General features: G+C 41.9%; 13 protein-coding genes. 11 read left to right on the top strand and 2 right to left on the bottom strand.

Annotation, left to right across the window (positions count from 1 at the left end; genetic code table 11):
* The first annotated feature begins 35 nt into the window (after nt 1-35).
* The 6 genes from BROSI_RS01850 to BROSI_RS20330 all read left to right on the top strand — a co-directional run bounded on the left by BROSI_RS01850 (nt 36) and on the right by BROSI_RS20330 (nt 6,305).
* Nucleotides 36-1,064, top strand: a complete 1,029-nt coding sequence (locus BROSI_RS01850; RefSeq protein WP_052561831.1) for a zinc-binding dehydrogenase — start codon at nt 36-38, stop codon at nt 1,062-1,064.
* A gap of 114 nt (nt 1,065-1,178) precedes the next feature.
* Nucleotides 1,179-2,501 (top strand): histidine--tRNA ligase, encoded by a 1,323-nt coding sequence (gene hisS, locus BROSI_RS01845; RefSeq protein ID WP_082058969.1) that lies wholly within the window; start codon nt 1,179-1,181, stop codon nt 2,499-2,501.
* 32 nt (nt 2,502-2,533) lie between these two features.
* Nucleotides 2,534-4,297: an aspartate--tRNA ligase gene (gene aspS / locus BROSI_RS01840; protein WP_052561827.1), complete on the top strand. Its 1,764-nt coding sequence runs from the start codon at nt 2,534-2,536 to the stop codon at nt 4,295-4,297.
* A 94-nt stretch (nt 4,298-4,391) separates the two neighbouring features.
* Complete coding sequence (locus BROSI_RS01835; protein ID WP_052561825.1) at nt 4,392-4,817, top strand: hypothetical protein; 426 nt, start codon at nt 4,392-4,394, stop codon at nt 4,815-4,817.
* A gap of 43 nt (nt 4,818-4,860) precedes the next feature.
* The gene (locus BROSI_RS01830) at nt 4,861-5,877 is read left to right on the top strand and encodes a tetratricopeptide repeat protein (protein WP_052561824.1); all 1,017 of its coding nucleotides are present in this window, start codon (nt 4,861-4,863) and stop codon (nt 5,875-5,877) included.
* A complete protein-coding gene (locus BROSI_RS20330; RefSeq protein ID WP_052561822.1) occupies nt 5,874-6,305 on the top strand; it encodes a zinc ribbon domain-containing protein in 432 nt (143 codons plus the stop codon). Before BROSI_RS01830 ends, BROSI_RS20330 begins: the two co-directional genes overlap by 4 nt.
* Before the next feature lie 23 nt (nt 6,306-6,328).
* On the opposite strand, the gene BROSI_RS01820 is transcribed toward BROSI_RS20330, so the two are convergent.
* Nucleotides 6,329-7,267: a redoxin domain-containing protein gene (locus BROSI_RS01820; protein WP_052561820.1), complete on the bottom strand. Its 939-nt coding sequence runs from the start codon at nt 7,265-7,267 to the stop codon at nt 6,329-6,331.
* Nucleotides 7,268-7,578: 311 nt separating this feature from the next.
* On the opposite strand from BROSI_RS01820, the gene BROSI_RS01815 reads away from it, so the two are divergent.
* The 5 genes from BROSI_RS01815 to ftcD all read left to right on the top strand — a co-directional run bounded on the left by BROSI_RS01815 (nt 7,579) and on the right by ftcD (nt 13,174).
* Nucleotides 7,579-9,126 (top strand): M16 family metallopeptidase, encoded by a 1,548-nt coding sequence (locus tag BROSI_RS01815; RefSeq protein WP_052561818.1) that lies wholly within the window; start codon nt 7,579-7,581, stop codon nt 9,124-9,126.
* 50 nt (nt 9,127-9,176) lie between these two features.
* Nucleotides 9,177-10,667, top strand: coding sequence for a M16 family metallopeptidase (locus tag BROSI_RS01810; RefSeq protein ID WP_052561817.1), 1,491 nt, complete (start codon nt 9,177-9,179; stop codon nt 10,665-10,667).
* Nucleotides 10,668-10,673: 6 nt separating this feature from the next.
* On the top strand, nt 10,674-11,156 hold the full coding sequence (locus BROSI_RS01805) for an adenosine-specific kinase (RefSeq protein WP_052565584.1): 483 nt from the start codon (nt 10,674-10,676) through the stop codon (nt 11,154-11,156).
* Between the two features lie 146 nt (nt 11,157-11,302).
* Nucleotides 11,303-12,166, top strand: coding sequence for a DMT family transporter (locus BROSI_RS01795; protein ID WP_082058965.1), 864 nt, complete (start codon nt 11,303-11,305; stop codon nt 12,164-12,166).
* Nucleotides 12,167-12,169: 3 nt separating this feature from the next.
* Nucleotides 12,170-13,174, top strand: coding sequence for a glutamate formimidoyltransferase (gene ftcD / locus BROSI_RS01790; RefSeq protein ID WP_052561812.1), 1,005 nt, complete (start codon nt 12,170-12,172; stop codon nt 13,172-13,174).
* Between the two features lie 59 nt (nt 13,175-13,233).
* On the opposite strand, the gene BROSI_RS01785 is transcribed toward ftcD, so the two are convergent.
* Nucleotides 13,234-13,977 carry a class I SAM-dependent methyltransferase gene (locus BROSI_RS01785; protein WP_052565582.1) on the bottom strand — a complete coding sequence of 248 codons (744 nt, stop codon included), beginning with the start codon at nt 13,975-13,977 and terminating at the stop codon, nt 13,234-13,236.
* Nucleotides 13,978-14,067: the final 90 nt, after the last annotated feature.

The following is a 14,067-nucleotide window of genomic DNA, read 5'->3' as shown; positions in this document are numbered from 1 at the left end:
TTATGCAGTAACACTATTCATTGAGGAGAAATAGTATGAAGGCTGTCGTTTTTTATGAGAATGGCGGAGTAGATAAGTTAACGTACACAGATATGGAGAACCCAAAAATTTCTCCCTATGAAGTGCTGGTGAGGGTAAAGGCTTGTGCACTCAATCATTTAGACATCTGGGTAAGACAGGGATTGCCTGGTATTGAGATTCCTATGCCGCATATACTAGGTAGTGATATAGCCGGTGAAGTAGCCGAGGTGGGAATGGAGGTCAAGAACTTCAGGCCGGGCGATAAGGTACTCATCGCCCCCGGTGTTCGTTGCAGGAAGTGTGTGTATTGTATCACGAACAACGACAGCATGTGTAATAGTTTTAAGATTATGGGGTTTCAGGTGCAGGGAGGTTATGCAGAATTTGCCAGGGCCCATGTAGATAATATCATCCCGATTTCTCATAAGCTTTCCTTTGAGGAATGGGCAGCCATTCCTTTGGTATTTTTAACGGCATGGCACATGCTCATTACGCGGGGACAACTCAAACCCGGGGAGAATGTGTTGATCCATGCGGCTGGCAGCGGTATCGGCAGCGCCGCTATTCAGATTGCCCGTCTGGCAGGCGCCCGCGTAATTACTACTGCCCGGGGAAAGGAAAAACTGGAGAAGGCGAAACAATTGGGCGCCGATGAAATTATAGATTATTCGAAAGAAGATTATAAGGAAAGGGTATTGTCTATAACGAATAACAAGGGAGTTGATCTTGTTTTCGAACATATCGGGCCTGACACGTGGGAGAAGAATCTGCAGAGTCTGGCGAAAGGCGGTCGGATGGTGGTATGTGGCGCCACGAGCGGTCCTAAGGTAACTATGGAGATCCGATTTTTGTTCATGAAGCAGCACGCGATTCTTGGCTGCTACATGGGTAGCAAAAAGGAACTTCTGGATGTTTTGAACCTGGTGGAATTGGGAAAGCTGAGACCTGTTATTGACAGCACTTTCCCTTTAAAAGAGGCCGCCGCTGCCCAGCAGAAGATGTTAAACAGGGAAAATTTTGGCAAGATTGTATTAAAAATATAAGCAAATTCTCCTTTTCAGCATAAATACATCCTCTAAAAAGCCTTGCATATTATGCCCAGCTTAGTATAATTATTTTTTTATTTTTGCTTGCTATAAATCAATAGGACTGGTGGAATGAACGTGAATACAGAGAAGAAGGCCGAGTATACCTTTAAGGCGCCCAGGGGTACTGAAGATATATTGCCAACGAAATGGGCTTTATGGCGAAAGCTTGAGGAAATTGGGCGGCAGGAGTTTGAACTCTGTGGATATTATGAAATCCGCACTCCCATTTTTGAGGATACTCGTTTATTTGTCAGGAGTATTGGGGAAGCTACAGACATTGTTGAAAAGGAGATGTATACCTTTGCTGATAGCGAAGACTCAAGCATCACCCTGCGTCCTGAAAGTACAGCACCCGTTATGCGGGCATACTTAGAGTATGAATTATATAAGACAAAAAAATTCCAAAAATTTTACTATATCGGTCCCCAATTCAGAAAGGAACGTCCGCAGGCTGGACGGCTTCGCCAGTTCCACCAGATGGGTATAGAAGCGGTGGGCGCCACCGACCCTTTGCTTGATGTGGAGACCATCAGTGTGGCCACCCGGATATTCGACCGCATTGGTCTGAAGGGATATAAGGTCAAGATTAATTCTATAGGGTGTGAAAAATGCAGACCTGTTTTCAGAAATATCCTTAAAGAGAAACTCTGTGAACATGAAAATGAATTATGTGATCTCTGTCAGTCACGGTTAAACCGGAATGTATTCCGCATCCTGGATTGTAAAAATGAAAAATGCAAAACAATTAGCCATACGATGCCTTCCATTAATGATTATTTGTGCGGAGAATGCCATTCTCATGCAAAAGCAGTAAGAGAATCGCTTTTGGAGATTGGCATTCCCTATATTGCAGATGCTCATCTGGTAAGAGGGCTGGATTATTATACAAAAACTGTTTATGAAATCACCCACCTGTCGCTGGGCGCTCGTGATGCCATTTGCGCTGGCGGGAGATATGACAATTTGATTTCCGATATTGGGGGACCTCCTATTGGCTCCGTCGGATTTGCTATCGGGATGGAGGCAACGATCCTGGCTCTTGAAAATGTTATGGCAAAGAATAAATCCGTTTATCAGGAGGTTTCCGTTCCTTCCCCCCTGGTGTATATCGTTTCTATTGGAGAAGAAACGAAAAAAAAATGTTTTTACCTGCTCAATCTTTTGAGAAAGGCCGATATTTCCGCTGATTTTGATTACGAAGGAAGAAGTCCCAAGGCACAAATGCGCACGGCAAATAAATTAGGGGTAAAATACGTTGTAGTGTTGGGTCCCGATGAACTTGCCCGTGGCGACGTGAAGGTCAAGGTGATGGAAACGAGCGAAGAAATTTCTCTGAAACAGAGCGAAGTACTCAAGTGGTTCCAAAATCAACAGCCACCTCTCAAGAGTTAACAAATTCTGAATTTCCTGGAGATAGTCAATACATGTCTAAATTGAAACGAACACATACCTGTGGTCAATTACGGATAAAAGATGTGAAATCAACCGTTACCCTGTTGGGCTGGGTAAGCAGTATTCGGGACCACGGAGGGCTAATCTTTATTGATTTGCGTGACCGATACGGTATTACCCAGGTGGTTTTCAATCCTGACAAAGGAAACGAATTCTACACTACTGCCGGACAATTGAGACCTGAATATGTTGTGGCTATACAGGGCGCAGTTTCTGCAAGACCCGAGGGTACATTGAATCCCAATCTGGATACCGGAGAAATCGAAGTATACGCCGACACTCTCGAGATATTAAATAAATCAGAAACCCCCCCATTCGAGATCGAGGACGAAAGTAAGGTATCTTTAGAATTACGTCTCAAGCACCGATACCTGGATCTGAGACGTCCCGTTATGCAGAGGCGATTGATCTTCCGTCACAAGGTCTGTCAGGTGATACGTGAATACCTCGACCGGTTGAATTTTATTGATATCGAAACGCCCGTGCTGACAAAGAGTACTCCGGAAGGGGCAAGGGATTATTTGGTACCCAGCAGGGTAAATCTCGGAAAGTTTTACGCCCTGCCGCAATCTCCCCAACTTTTTAAGCAGATTCTCATGGTGGCAGGTTACGATCGTTACTTTCAAATAGTACGCTGTTTCCGTGACGAAGACCTCCGTGCACAGCGACAGCCTGAATTTACACAAATGGATATGGAGATGTCGTTTGTAGATGAAAATGATATTATCCAGATCATTGAGGGACTCGTTGCTGCAATTTTCGATAAGGTGATCGGGAAAAAGGTTGCCACTCCCTTCCCACGGCTTTCGTATAACGAAGCCATGGCTTCTTACGGCTGCGATGCCCCCGATTTACGCTTTGGGATGAAAATAAAAGATATATCTGACATAGTTCAAAAATCAGATTTCAAAGTGTTTTTAGATACGGTGAAATCAGGTGGACAGGTTCGTGGTGTCAATGCGAATGGCTGCGGGAATTTTTCAAGAAAAGACATCGATGATTTAACGGCCTTTGTTGGTCAATTCGGGGCAAAGGGGCTTGCGTGGTTCAAGGTGGAAGAAAAGGGACTGTCCTCTTCCATAACAAAATTCTTTCCGGAAGAAACCCGGGAAAAGATACGGCAGTACATGGACGCGAAAAAGGGAGATTTGCTCCTTTTCGTTGCTGATAAACCCAAGGTGGTATCCCAGTCCCTGGCACAACTCAGATTGCATCTTGCGCAAAAAAATAAACTCATTGACACAAATACATTCTATTTTTCATGGGTTGTGGATTTCCCCTTATTTGACTATAACGAAGACTTGCAACGATATGAAGCGCTTCATCATCCGTTTACATCTCCTCATCCCGATGACCTTCCAATCCTGGAAGAGAAACCCCTGGAAGTTAAGGCGCGTGCGTATGACCTTGTACTCAATGGCGTAGAACTTGGAGGGGGCAGCATCCGTATCCATGCCCCTGAAGTACAAAAGAGGGTCTTCCGTTTACTTGGGATAGAGGATGAAAGTGCTTATGCAAAATTTGGATTTTTACTCGATGCATTGAAGTATGGCGCTCCTCCTCACGGCGGGATTGCCCTGGGGGTTGACCGCATGGTTACATTGTTATTACAGCTCGATGACATTCGCGAGGTTATCGCATTTCCTAAGACACAGAAGGCTACGTGCCTTATGACAAATGCACCCTCGGAAGTAGATCTCCAGCAACTGAAAGAATTGGGCATACGGCTGCTATAATGGTATCCAATGGGGTCTGCAAGATATCAGGATATGAAAAATGTGACAACTTGGCTTTTTGCGTTCAAATTGAAAATTTCAAGAAGATAAAACCATGACTATGAAACGACAAGTGTTTTTTCTCCTTATAGGGGCTGCTTTTATAATACTCTTAATCTCTGTCAGTTTTTTTGTGTATTTAAAATATAAGCAGCGTTCCCTTTCAAAATCCAATTTCAAGACCCTGGATCAATATATACAACAAGTACCTCAGGAAAAACTCGATAAAGCTATCACTGCATTAAAGGAAGAACTGGGGAAAAATCCGAATTTTTCAGAAGCTCATGTAGCATTAGGTATGATGTATCACAAAAAAGACTTACTTGACGATGCACTTACAGAACTAAAAACAGCCTTAACCATTAACCCCGATCTTGGTAATGTTTATAAAGAAATGTACCTGATTTATAAGAAGAAGGGTATGGAAGAAGAGGCAAATCAGGCATTAGATTCTTATAATAAACTCAAAGAAAGCAAATAAAATTTATTTTTACTATTGGTTTAAAGCTGTTATTATTCATAATATGAAAAAAAGTGTCATTCTTTTACCCATTATTGTTTTAACGAGTATCCTTAATATACAGACGCTCTTTGCTCAAAGAGATGATGAGGCGAATAAGTGTTACTTGGATGCATACAACTTATACAAGTTGGGGAAATTGGATCAGTCCCTGGAGATGTTAAGGAAAGTTATAGAGCTTAATCCAGACCACGCCGAAGCACACTTTGGTATGGGGAGTATCTATTTCCGGCAAAACATGTTTGATGATGCCGTTAAGGAATTTACCAAGGTAACCAGGATTAAACCAGAATATGTTGAAGCCTACCAGCGACTTTGGCTTGCATACAAAAAATTAGGCATGAGCGATAAAGCAGAAGAAGAACTTCAAAAGTATAAAAAATTAATTGAAGAACGTATGCAGGGTATGGTGGGTGGTTCTTCTCAGGTGGTGAAGCCTGTTGCGCCGCCTCCGCAAAGGGAAGAGCAGGAAGAAAAGCCAGAACCGGAAGAAACTCGGCCGACAACAGAGACAAGACCGCCGGAGACGACAGTAACCGATACAAGGGTCACAGAATCAGTCTCTCCCGAAAAAGAGGCTGAAAAGGAAAGGCCTGTTGTGGTAAAACCAGTATCTCCACAGGCAGGGGAAGCCAGGCCTCCTGCAGGTATCCAGTCATCTGTGACAGAATCGGAAGCGCCGGCTGTATTAGAGACGACAAAGCAGCTTGAAAAACGATATACAGAGTCTCCTAAGCCGCCAACTGGGGAAAAACTTCCTGCTGAAACAGAATACAAGTCCCCCTATATTAAAGTGGATAAAAAAGACCCTGCATACAAACATCTTTTTAAACCGTTCAAGAAGGTGGGGAAGAGCTTGTTTAAGAGCCCCTTTAAAAAGGGGGCTGAAAAATTAGAGAAAACGTATGTTGGCAAGCTTGTGAAAGGTTTCCTTTATTACATAATGACGATACAAATCTGGTTATTCATTGTCGCCTTTTTAGGGATATATTTCTTTAAAACCAAAAAGGAAAAATTATGAAGAAATGTCCTTATTGTGCGGAAGAAATTAAGGATGAAGCGATTAAGTGTCGTTTTTGTGGCGAATTTTTAACTTTGATACCCGATGATCAGAAAAAATCGAATATCCAGGTAAAACCAGAAGCAAAGCCGCAACAAAAAATACAAACTCAGCAAACGGAAAGACCAAAGACTGATGTAAGACCCCCGCAAAAGACAGCAACCGTATCGGGCGCTAAGGATAAAAAAGCAGAATTAAAACGTACCCAAGTCACCTTGGAAACAATTGCTGTTGAAACAGGAGAGAAAACCGTTGCCTCTTTGGAAAAACCCTTAAAGACCGCCCAAAAAAAGAAAGACTGGATTTTAATAATTGCAATTATTGTGTTTGGAATTTTATTGCTGATAATACAGTTCAGCAAGCAATTAGGTATCGAAGGATTTCCATAAAAAGGAAACCAGTTTTACTCACTTTATCGGAATAAGGGCAGCTCCTTTGATTCAGAAAGGAGTGTGGTGACAATTTGAGAGACGTTTTCAGTGTCACTTCCAATATAGCGCACTTTATTTTCCCTATCCAGCACAATCATTGTGGGTATTAGTTGAATACTATATAAGGCAGGAATTTCCCCTTTCCATCGTTTTCCATCAAATATCTGTGGCCATTCCACTTCTTCCTGCTTCACAAAGCCCCGTAAATCCTCAATATCGTCATCCAGGCTTACGCCAATGAACTGGACACCTTTATTCTTAAACTTACCGTACATTTTTTTCACTTTGGGAAATTCCTGAATACATGGATCGCACCACGTTGCCCAAAAATCTATGACAACGATATTTCCTTTGTATTTTGATAAATCGACCGCTTTTCCGTTAAAATCCGTAACACTGAATACCGGGGCTTCCACGCCGATCCGTATTGTACCGGTTAATTCTCTTCCAAAGGTATCGGCTGCCCTCGGATCGATTAGTTTTAATTCCGCAACCGTTTCTTTTGCTTTTGCAATGTCACCTTTTGCTATCAGCGCCTTTGTTTTAAAATACAATGCTTTCGCCCTAAAAAGGCTGTCAATGTCTTTTTGACTCAGCACAGTATCAAAATATTTCGTAGCCTCATCAAAATTATGCATTGTATTGTAAATATTGCCAATATAGAACTTCGCTTCCAGTTCCTGCTGTGTCTTGGGGTATTTTTCGATCAATCTGTTCAATTCTTTAAGCGACTCTTCATAATACTTTTTTGCATCTTTAAATTTCATTTCAGTCAGACCGCTTAAATCTTTCCTGATAATCTCCAGCTGTTTTGCTGCATTTGCATCGTGCCTCAGTTCACCTGCATTGCCGGTATATCCAGCCCAAAGTAAAAAAGCAGATGCAATTATGATAACAATGAAATATCTTCCTTTTTTCATGATGACTGACTCCTTGTTTATTCCAAAAATTCCCCTTCTAACGATCAATTCAGTATTAGTCTGCATGATGGTTTGGGATATATTACATGAATACATCTTAATATTCAAGAGTCATTTCTTTACGGGTACAGATAACGAGAATCGAGAAACTTTCTGTTGACCAAAGGTGTTTAAAAGATTACGATGTGACAATGAAACATGCCAAAAGATAATGAAAAATTACGTTGTAAACGTAGTAGCTTACATCTTAAAATTTTTATTTATGAGCAGGCAGACCATTACTTAGTGAAAGAATAAGGAGCATGGAGAAAATGAAAAAGAAGACCCTGGTATCAATCCTTTCAATCATAACTTTTATTGTGTTGTTTACAGGTAGGGTGTTTGCTAATTCCCTGAAGCTTGACGTTAAAGAGCATGTACTCAAAAACGGTTTAACGTTACTTATGCTGGAAAAGCATGATGTCCCTATCGTATGTGTTCGTATTAATTATAAGGTGGGGTCCGTCGACGAACGACCTGGGATTACTGGTGTTTCACACCTTTTTGAGCATATGATGTTTAAAGGGACAAAGATATTCGGAACCAGGGATTACGCGGCGGAAAAATCCTTGCTTGGCAGGGAAGACGAATTGGTTATGAAAATTTCTACAGAAAAAAGCAATGAAGAGACTGCCGACAGGAAAAAAATTGAATCACTTGAAAAGGAATTGGAAGAAGTAAGAAAGAAACTCCGGGATTTGGTGGTTAAAGACGAAGTTTTTTCTTTATATTTACGACATGGGGCTTCCGGGCTTAATGCAGCAACGAGTACTGATGGTACGTATTACTTCTGCGATCTTCCTGCAAACAAATTAGAATTGTGGGCATTTATTGAGTCAGATCGGATGAAAAATCTCGTGCTCAGGGAATTTTACTCCGAACGGGATGTTGTTATGGAAGAGAGACGACTCAGAACTGAGAATAGCCCAATGGGGTTGCTGATTGAACAACTTAATGCCATAACCTTCATCGCCCACCCTTACCGTTGGCCCACCATTGGGTGGAGATCCGATATACAAAATGTCACTAAGGCGGAAACAGAGGAGTATTTTAAACGATACTATGCTCCCAATAATGCCGTGGTTGTCATGGTAGGAGATTTTAATCCTGACAATGCAATAAAATTAGTGGAAAAATACTTTAGTGATATTCCAGGCCAACCGGCGCCGCCAAAGGTAAAAACGATAGAACCCGAACAGAAAGGGGAACGACGAGTAGAAATTGAATTTGAATCAAATCCTTATATAGCCATTTCCTATCACATCCCTGCGATTGGTCATCCAGACCTCTATGCCCTGGATGTCGTGAGTTCACTTCTTTCGGACGGACGGACATCCAGATTGTATAAATCTCTGATTGATGATAAGCGTATTGCCGTCATGGCTCACGCCTATAGTGGAATAGGGAAATATCCAGATACATTTACCTTTATTGCTGTGCCACGGGCACCGCATACCGTGGCAGAGATAGAATCTGCATTTTACGATGAGATTGAAAAACTAAAAAATGTCCCACCCACTGATTGGGAGCTGCAAAAAATCAAAAACCAATTAGAAGCGGATTTTATCCGAGACCTTAACTCTGCCTCTGGTCTTGCTAATGAAATAGGGAATTTTGAGGTTCTTTCCGACTGGCGCTACATTAATACCTTCATGGACAAACTGGCACAAGTTACCGCAGAGGACGTGATGAGGGTCGTAAATAAATATTTGACGAAAAACAACCGAACTGTGGCTATTTTGGTGAAAAAGGAAAATAACCAGAAGATGAAAGAGACAAAGGAAAAGAGTAAGGCGGAAAAGCCCGCAGTTGCTTACTAAACAGCTGTAACTCCATAATATTAATGATTAGAAATCAGGGAGATTTTAACGTGATCAAAAATAAATATTTCGTATTTCCGATTGTATGTATAGCGTTCTTGTTTTCTGTTGTTTCTTCCACTCGTCTCTTTGCGCAGTCTCAGGGGCATGAACGTGTTGTTGCTCCATCGGTGGGAAAGCCGGAGTCGGAAGGCGCGAAGATTGTTTCTGGTTTCAAATTCAAACCTCTCAATTTTATCCCACCAAAAGTTGATCGGGTTGTTTTAGAAAATGGTATGATTTTGTATCTCCTGGAAGACCATGATCTGCCATTGTTTAATATTACCGCACGTATCAGGACTGGCGCAATTTATGAGCCTCAGGAAAAGGCTGGATTGGCCAGTTTGACAGGATATGTGATGAGAAGCGGTGGTACAATAGCCATGCCGCCCGATAAGATGAATGAAGAAATCGAGTTTATGGCAGCCTCTGTGGAAACCTCCATTGATCGCGAATCAGGTAGTGCAAGTTTATCTACGCTCAAAAAAGATATTGATAAAGGCTTAAAAATCTTTGCCGATGTACTCATGAACCCTGCATTCCCTGAAGATAAGATCAAGATGCGAAAGGACGAAGTCATTGAATCCATCCGGCGTGAGAACGATAATCCTACACAAATCGCGCACAGGGAATTTCGCAGAATTCTGTATGACAGCAAACACCCATACAGCCGAAAGATTGACGGAACTCTGGAATCCATTGAGAAGATTACAAGAGATGACATGGTTGCTTTTCACAAGAAATTTTTTCATCCGAATAATATTATCCTTGGTATCTCAGGTGATTTCAATAAGGAAGAAATTATTAAAAAGCTGGATGCGGTATTTGCAGGCTGGAAAAAAGAGGATACTGATTTTCCGGAAGTACCAAAGGTCGAAAAACGCTTCGAGAAGTCAGTGTATTATGTGTACAAGGATATTAATCAGGCGAATGTGATTATGGGGCATCTGGGAATTCACCGGAAAAGCCCGGATTATTTTCCCGTTATGATAATGAATTTTATCCTGGGTGGCGGAAGCTTTACGGCACGTATTCCGGGCAGAATTCGTTCGGATGAGGGTCTTGCATACTCAGCCTTCAGCGCTTTTCAAACCGCACGAGACCTTGGGATATTTTTTGTCTCATGTCAAACTAAATTAGAATCGACCAACCGCGCCATTTCGATTGCGCTTGAAGAAATTGATAAAATTCGGAAGGCGCCAATTGATAAAGAGGAATTGGCGCTGGCGAAAGAAACCTTTATGAACCAGTTCGTCTTCCGGTTTATGACCAGCGCAAGTATCGTGGCACAAAAGGTCGATATTGAGTACGAGGATTTACCGTTGAATTATTTCGAGACGTATCTGGATAAAGTGCAGTCAGTTACCCAGGAAGACGTTCAGCGGGTTGCCAGGAAATATCTGCATCCGGACGAGATCAAAATTCTCGTGGTTGGTGATAAGGAAAAGTTCGATAAACCCCTTGACAGTTTCGGAAAAGTCAACATTATAGAGTTGAAATAAATCATGATAGAAATTAAGACCGTTATAATGAAAATCCCTGAAGGATCCAATGTAATTATTGGGCACACTCATTTTATTAAAACGGCGGAAGACTTATATGAGGTCATGGTTAATTCCGTACCCGGCATTAAGTTTGGTGTCGCCTTCTGTGAAGCCTCTGGCCCATGCCTAATCAGGGCAGAAGGGAACGATAATGCTCTCAAAGAGATTGCTATTCAAAACGCCCGGAATATTGCCGCTGGCCATACCTTTGTCATTCTCATCAAAGAGGCATTTCCGGTGAATGTGCTGAATGCTATTAAGGCTTGTCCTGAAGTATGCTCCATCTTTTGTGCGACCGCAAATCCTGTGCAAGTTATTGTAGCGGAAACCGAACTGGGAAGAGGTATACTGGGTGTTATTGACGGGTATAGTCCAAAGGCAGTTGAGGGTGAAAAAGACATCCAAAACCGCAAGCAATTCCTTCGTAAAATCGGCTATAAACTCTAGCAATGGATTATCTCTGACCGATAAGAAACATCTGGAACCACAGATTTCGCAGATTACACAGATAAAAAATATGAACCATCTGTGGAATCTGAGCAATCTGCGGTTATTTTTAAAACGTCGTTGTATTCTTTTTTCAATGGTCCGCCTTGAATTGGTTCCTCCTGTCGCTGTTTTGTGCCTTTTTTGCGGCATCGGCTGATGCCCTCTGTAAAAAGTCACTTCTTGAGAGTAACGAATACCTTGTTGCCTGGGTGCGTGTCGGATTTGCCACACCTTTTTTACTCTTACTTTTACCCTTCATAGAAATACCCAGGCTAGACATGTATTTTTTCCTTGCAATGCTTATTTTGTTTCCGTTAGAAACCATTGCTCTTATATTATACATGAAGGCTATCAAGGTATCGCCTTTATCCATTACTTTACCATTCCTGGCATTAAGCCCAATCTTTATGATCTTTACTTCAAATCTGATACTTGGGGAAAGGCTTGATCAATATGGAATCATGGGTATTGTGCTCACTGCTATTGGAGCCTACCTGTTGAATGTGAGGACTACCAGGAAAGGCATATTAGAACCCTTTAAAGCCATAGGACGGGAACGTGGCTCGGTGTACATGATTGTTGTTGCCTTTATATACAGTATTACATCCAACTTAGGGAAAATGGCCATACTGCACTCCAGCCCTTTATTCTTTGCGGCAACGTATCTCCCCATCCTTGCAGCAATCCTTTTTCCTGTTCTTGTCTGGAAGAATCATGGTAAAATGAAGCAGATATTTTCTCATGGTACCATATTTAGCCTGATTGGATTAGCCCTTGCCTTTGCCACCATTACACACTTTCTGGCAGTAAGCATTGCGGAAGTTCCCTATGTCATTTCGGTAAAACGTATGAGCCTCCTTTTTGGTATCATGTATGGTGCTATTTGGTTTAAAGAGACGAATATCAGGGAGCGATTGATTGGAGGCATTGTTATGATTGTGGGGGTAATCATCATCACCATATTTTAAAAAATGAATAAAATTATTGAATGTGTCCCAAATTTCAGCGAAGGCCGGGATGCCCAAAAAATAGTCAGGATTGTCAGTGAAATCGAACAGGTACAAGGCGTTAAATTGCTCAATGTAGAATCAGACACAGACTATAATCGTACCGTTGTTACCTTTGCAGGTAAACCCGAGGCAGTCAAGGATGCGGCTTTTTATGCCATCGAGATGGCAGCGGAGGTTATCGATATGTCAAAGCACAAAGGCGCCCATCCCCGCATCGGCGCCACTGACGTCTGTCCATTTGTTCCCGTAGCCAATGTTACGATGGACGAGTGTGTTCAGATTGCACGAGTACTGGGAAAGAAAGTAGGGGAGTGGCTTGGTATCCCCGTTTATCTGTATGGAGAGGCCGCGATGATTCCAGAACGACATTTATTACCCGATATCAGAAAGGGGGAGTATGAAAGCCTGCCCGAAAGACTTAAAGACGAAAAGTGGCGACCCGACTATGGTCATGCTGAATTTAACGACAACGTGAGAAAGACGGGGGCTACGGTAATTGGCGCACGGGAATTTTTAATTGCATACAACGTGAATCTCGATACACAGAATATCCAGATAGCCAACAAGATTTCTGGGATTGTAAGGGCATCAGGGGTTGTCAAGATCAACGAAAAGGGGGAAAAGGTGCGCATCCCTGGGCTGCTAAAATTCGTACAGGCCATGGGTGTGCATTTGAAGGAACACAACATTACCCAGGTCTCCATGAACCTGCTGAATTACAAAGTTGCCCCACCGCACGTGGCCTTTGAAGAGGTCAAGAAACAGGCCGGTGTATTAGGCGTACGTGTTACTGGGAGCGAGATTGTTGGTCTTGTTCCCAAGGAGGCATTGCTGACCGCCGGTCGTTTTTATTCAAAAGAGCCGTCAGAAGAGAGGATTATTGCCGTAGCTGTTGAAAGATTGGGCTTGAGTCAGTTGAACAAATTTATACCGGGAAAAAAGGTGATTGAATATATGCTGGCGTAAGGGGAAAATAATATTTAATATGTGATTTACCAGGTGTTAAGAGAATTGCTACATATTTCTTATTTTTTAACCGCTATGATAATGTCTTGATAACTTAAAAAATTTTTCCTTCCGCACCATGAACCATAACGAACTGGTTCGACTATAGTTAGTTTATATTTTTCATAGAGGCTCCGGATAGATTTTTCCTCATAAGCGACGGCAGATTCTGGCTTACTCATATTTGTTGTGCGGCATCCTTCAATACCATATTTGAAATACAAGGTACTTGACTTTGCGTCCATGAGTTTTACCGATTCGATATTTAATAGAAAGAATGTGATTAAGCACCTTCCGTTTCTTTTTAATAATCGTGCAATCTCAGAGAAGTAATTTTCCACCTCCTGTGGAAGCATATGCGTAAATACAGATGTGAGAAATAAAAAATCGAAGGACTCATCCTGGTATGGGAATTTGTATTCGGACGCTTTGTATTTTCCTTTAGGATTATAACTTTTGTTTAACACGTCGGCTAATTGAAAATGAAAATTTGGGTATTTAGGGGTGATCTTTTTTCTGCACCAGTTAATCCCATCAGCAACTATATCAAATCCTTCATAAGCACCCCTTTTATCCAAATAGTTCGTTAAAGGGACGGCCATTCGGCCAATGCCACACCCTACATCCAGTACCCTTTCATTTGATTTTAGTTCACCAAGTTCTATAAAATACTGGAAAAATTCTTGCCCAATTTTTTTAAAATCACCGGCACCAACGAAAATTTTTTCTCTGGGAGGTGTTAGTTCGTCTCGCAGGCCTAACAACGAGTCGATGGTGTCTATTGGAAAATAATAAATCCTTCGCAGTGTCTTTCTAATCGGCCTTAGTATAAATCGTTTGATAACATTTTTCAT

The organism is Candidatus Brocadia sinica JPN1 (assembly GCF_000949635.1).
Classification (GTDB): Bacteria; Planctomycetota; Brocadiia; order Brocadiales; family Brocadiaceae; genus Brocadia; species Brocadia sinica.
The sequence above is the reverse complement of the archived record's forward strand: the minus strand, read 5'-3'. Positions and strand labels throughout refer to the sequence as shown.

Coding starts and splice junctions, on each gene's coding strand:
- BROSI_RS01815 (WP_052561818.1), top strand. CDS start 7,579: ATGAAAAAGAAGACCCTGGTATCAATCCTTTCAATCATAACTTTTATT.
- BROSI_RS01850 (WP_052561831.1), top strand. CDS start 36: ATGAAGGCTGTCGTTTTTTATGAGAATGGCGGAGTAGATAAGTTAACG.
- BROSI_RS01835 (WP_052561825.1), top strand. CDS start 4,392: ATGACTATGAAACGACAAGTGTTTTTTCTCCTTATAGGGGCTGCTTTT.
- BROSI_RS20330 (WP_052561822.1), top strand. CDS start 5,874: ATGAAGAAATGTCCTTATTGTGCGGAAGAAATTAAGGATGAAGCGATT.
- BROSI_RS01820 (WP_052561820.1), bottom strand. CDS start 7,267: ATGAAAAAAGGAAGATATTTCATTGTTATCATAATTGCATCTGCTTTT.
- BROSI_RS01830 (WP_052561824.1), top strand. CDS start 4,861: ATGAAAAAAAGTGTCATTCTTTTACCCATTATTGTTTTAACGAGTATC.
- ftcD (WP_052561812.1), top strand. CDS start 12,170: ATGAATAAAATTATTGAATGTGTCCCAAATTTCAGCGAAGGCCGGGAT.
- hisS (WP_082058969.1), top strand. CDS start 1,179: ATGAACGTGAATACAGAGAAGAAGGCCGAGTATACCTTTAAGGCGCCC.
- aspS (WP_052561827.1), top strand. CDS start 2,534: ATGTCTAAATTGAAACGAACACATACCTGTGGTCAATTACGGATAAAA.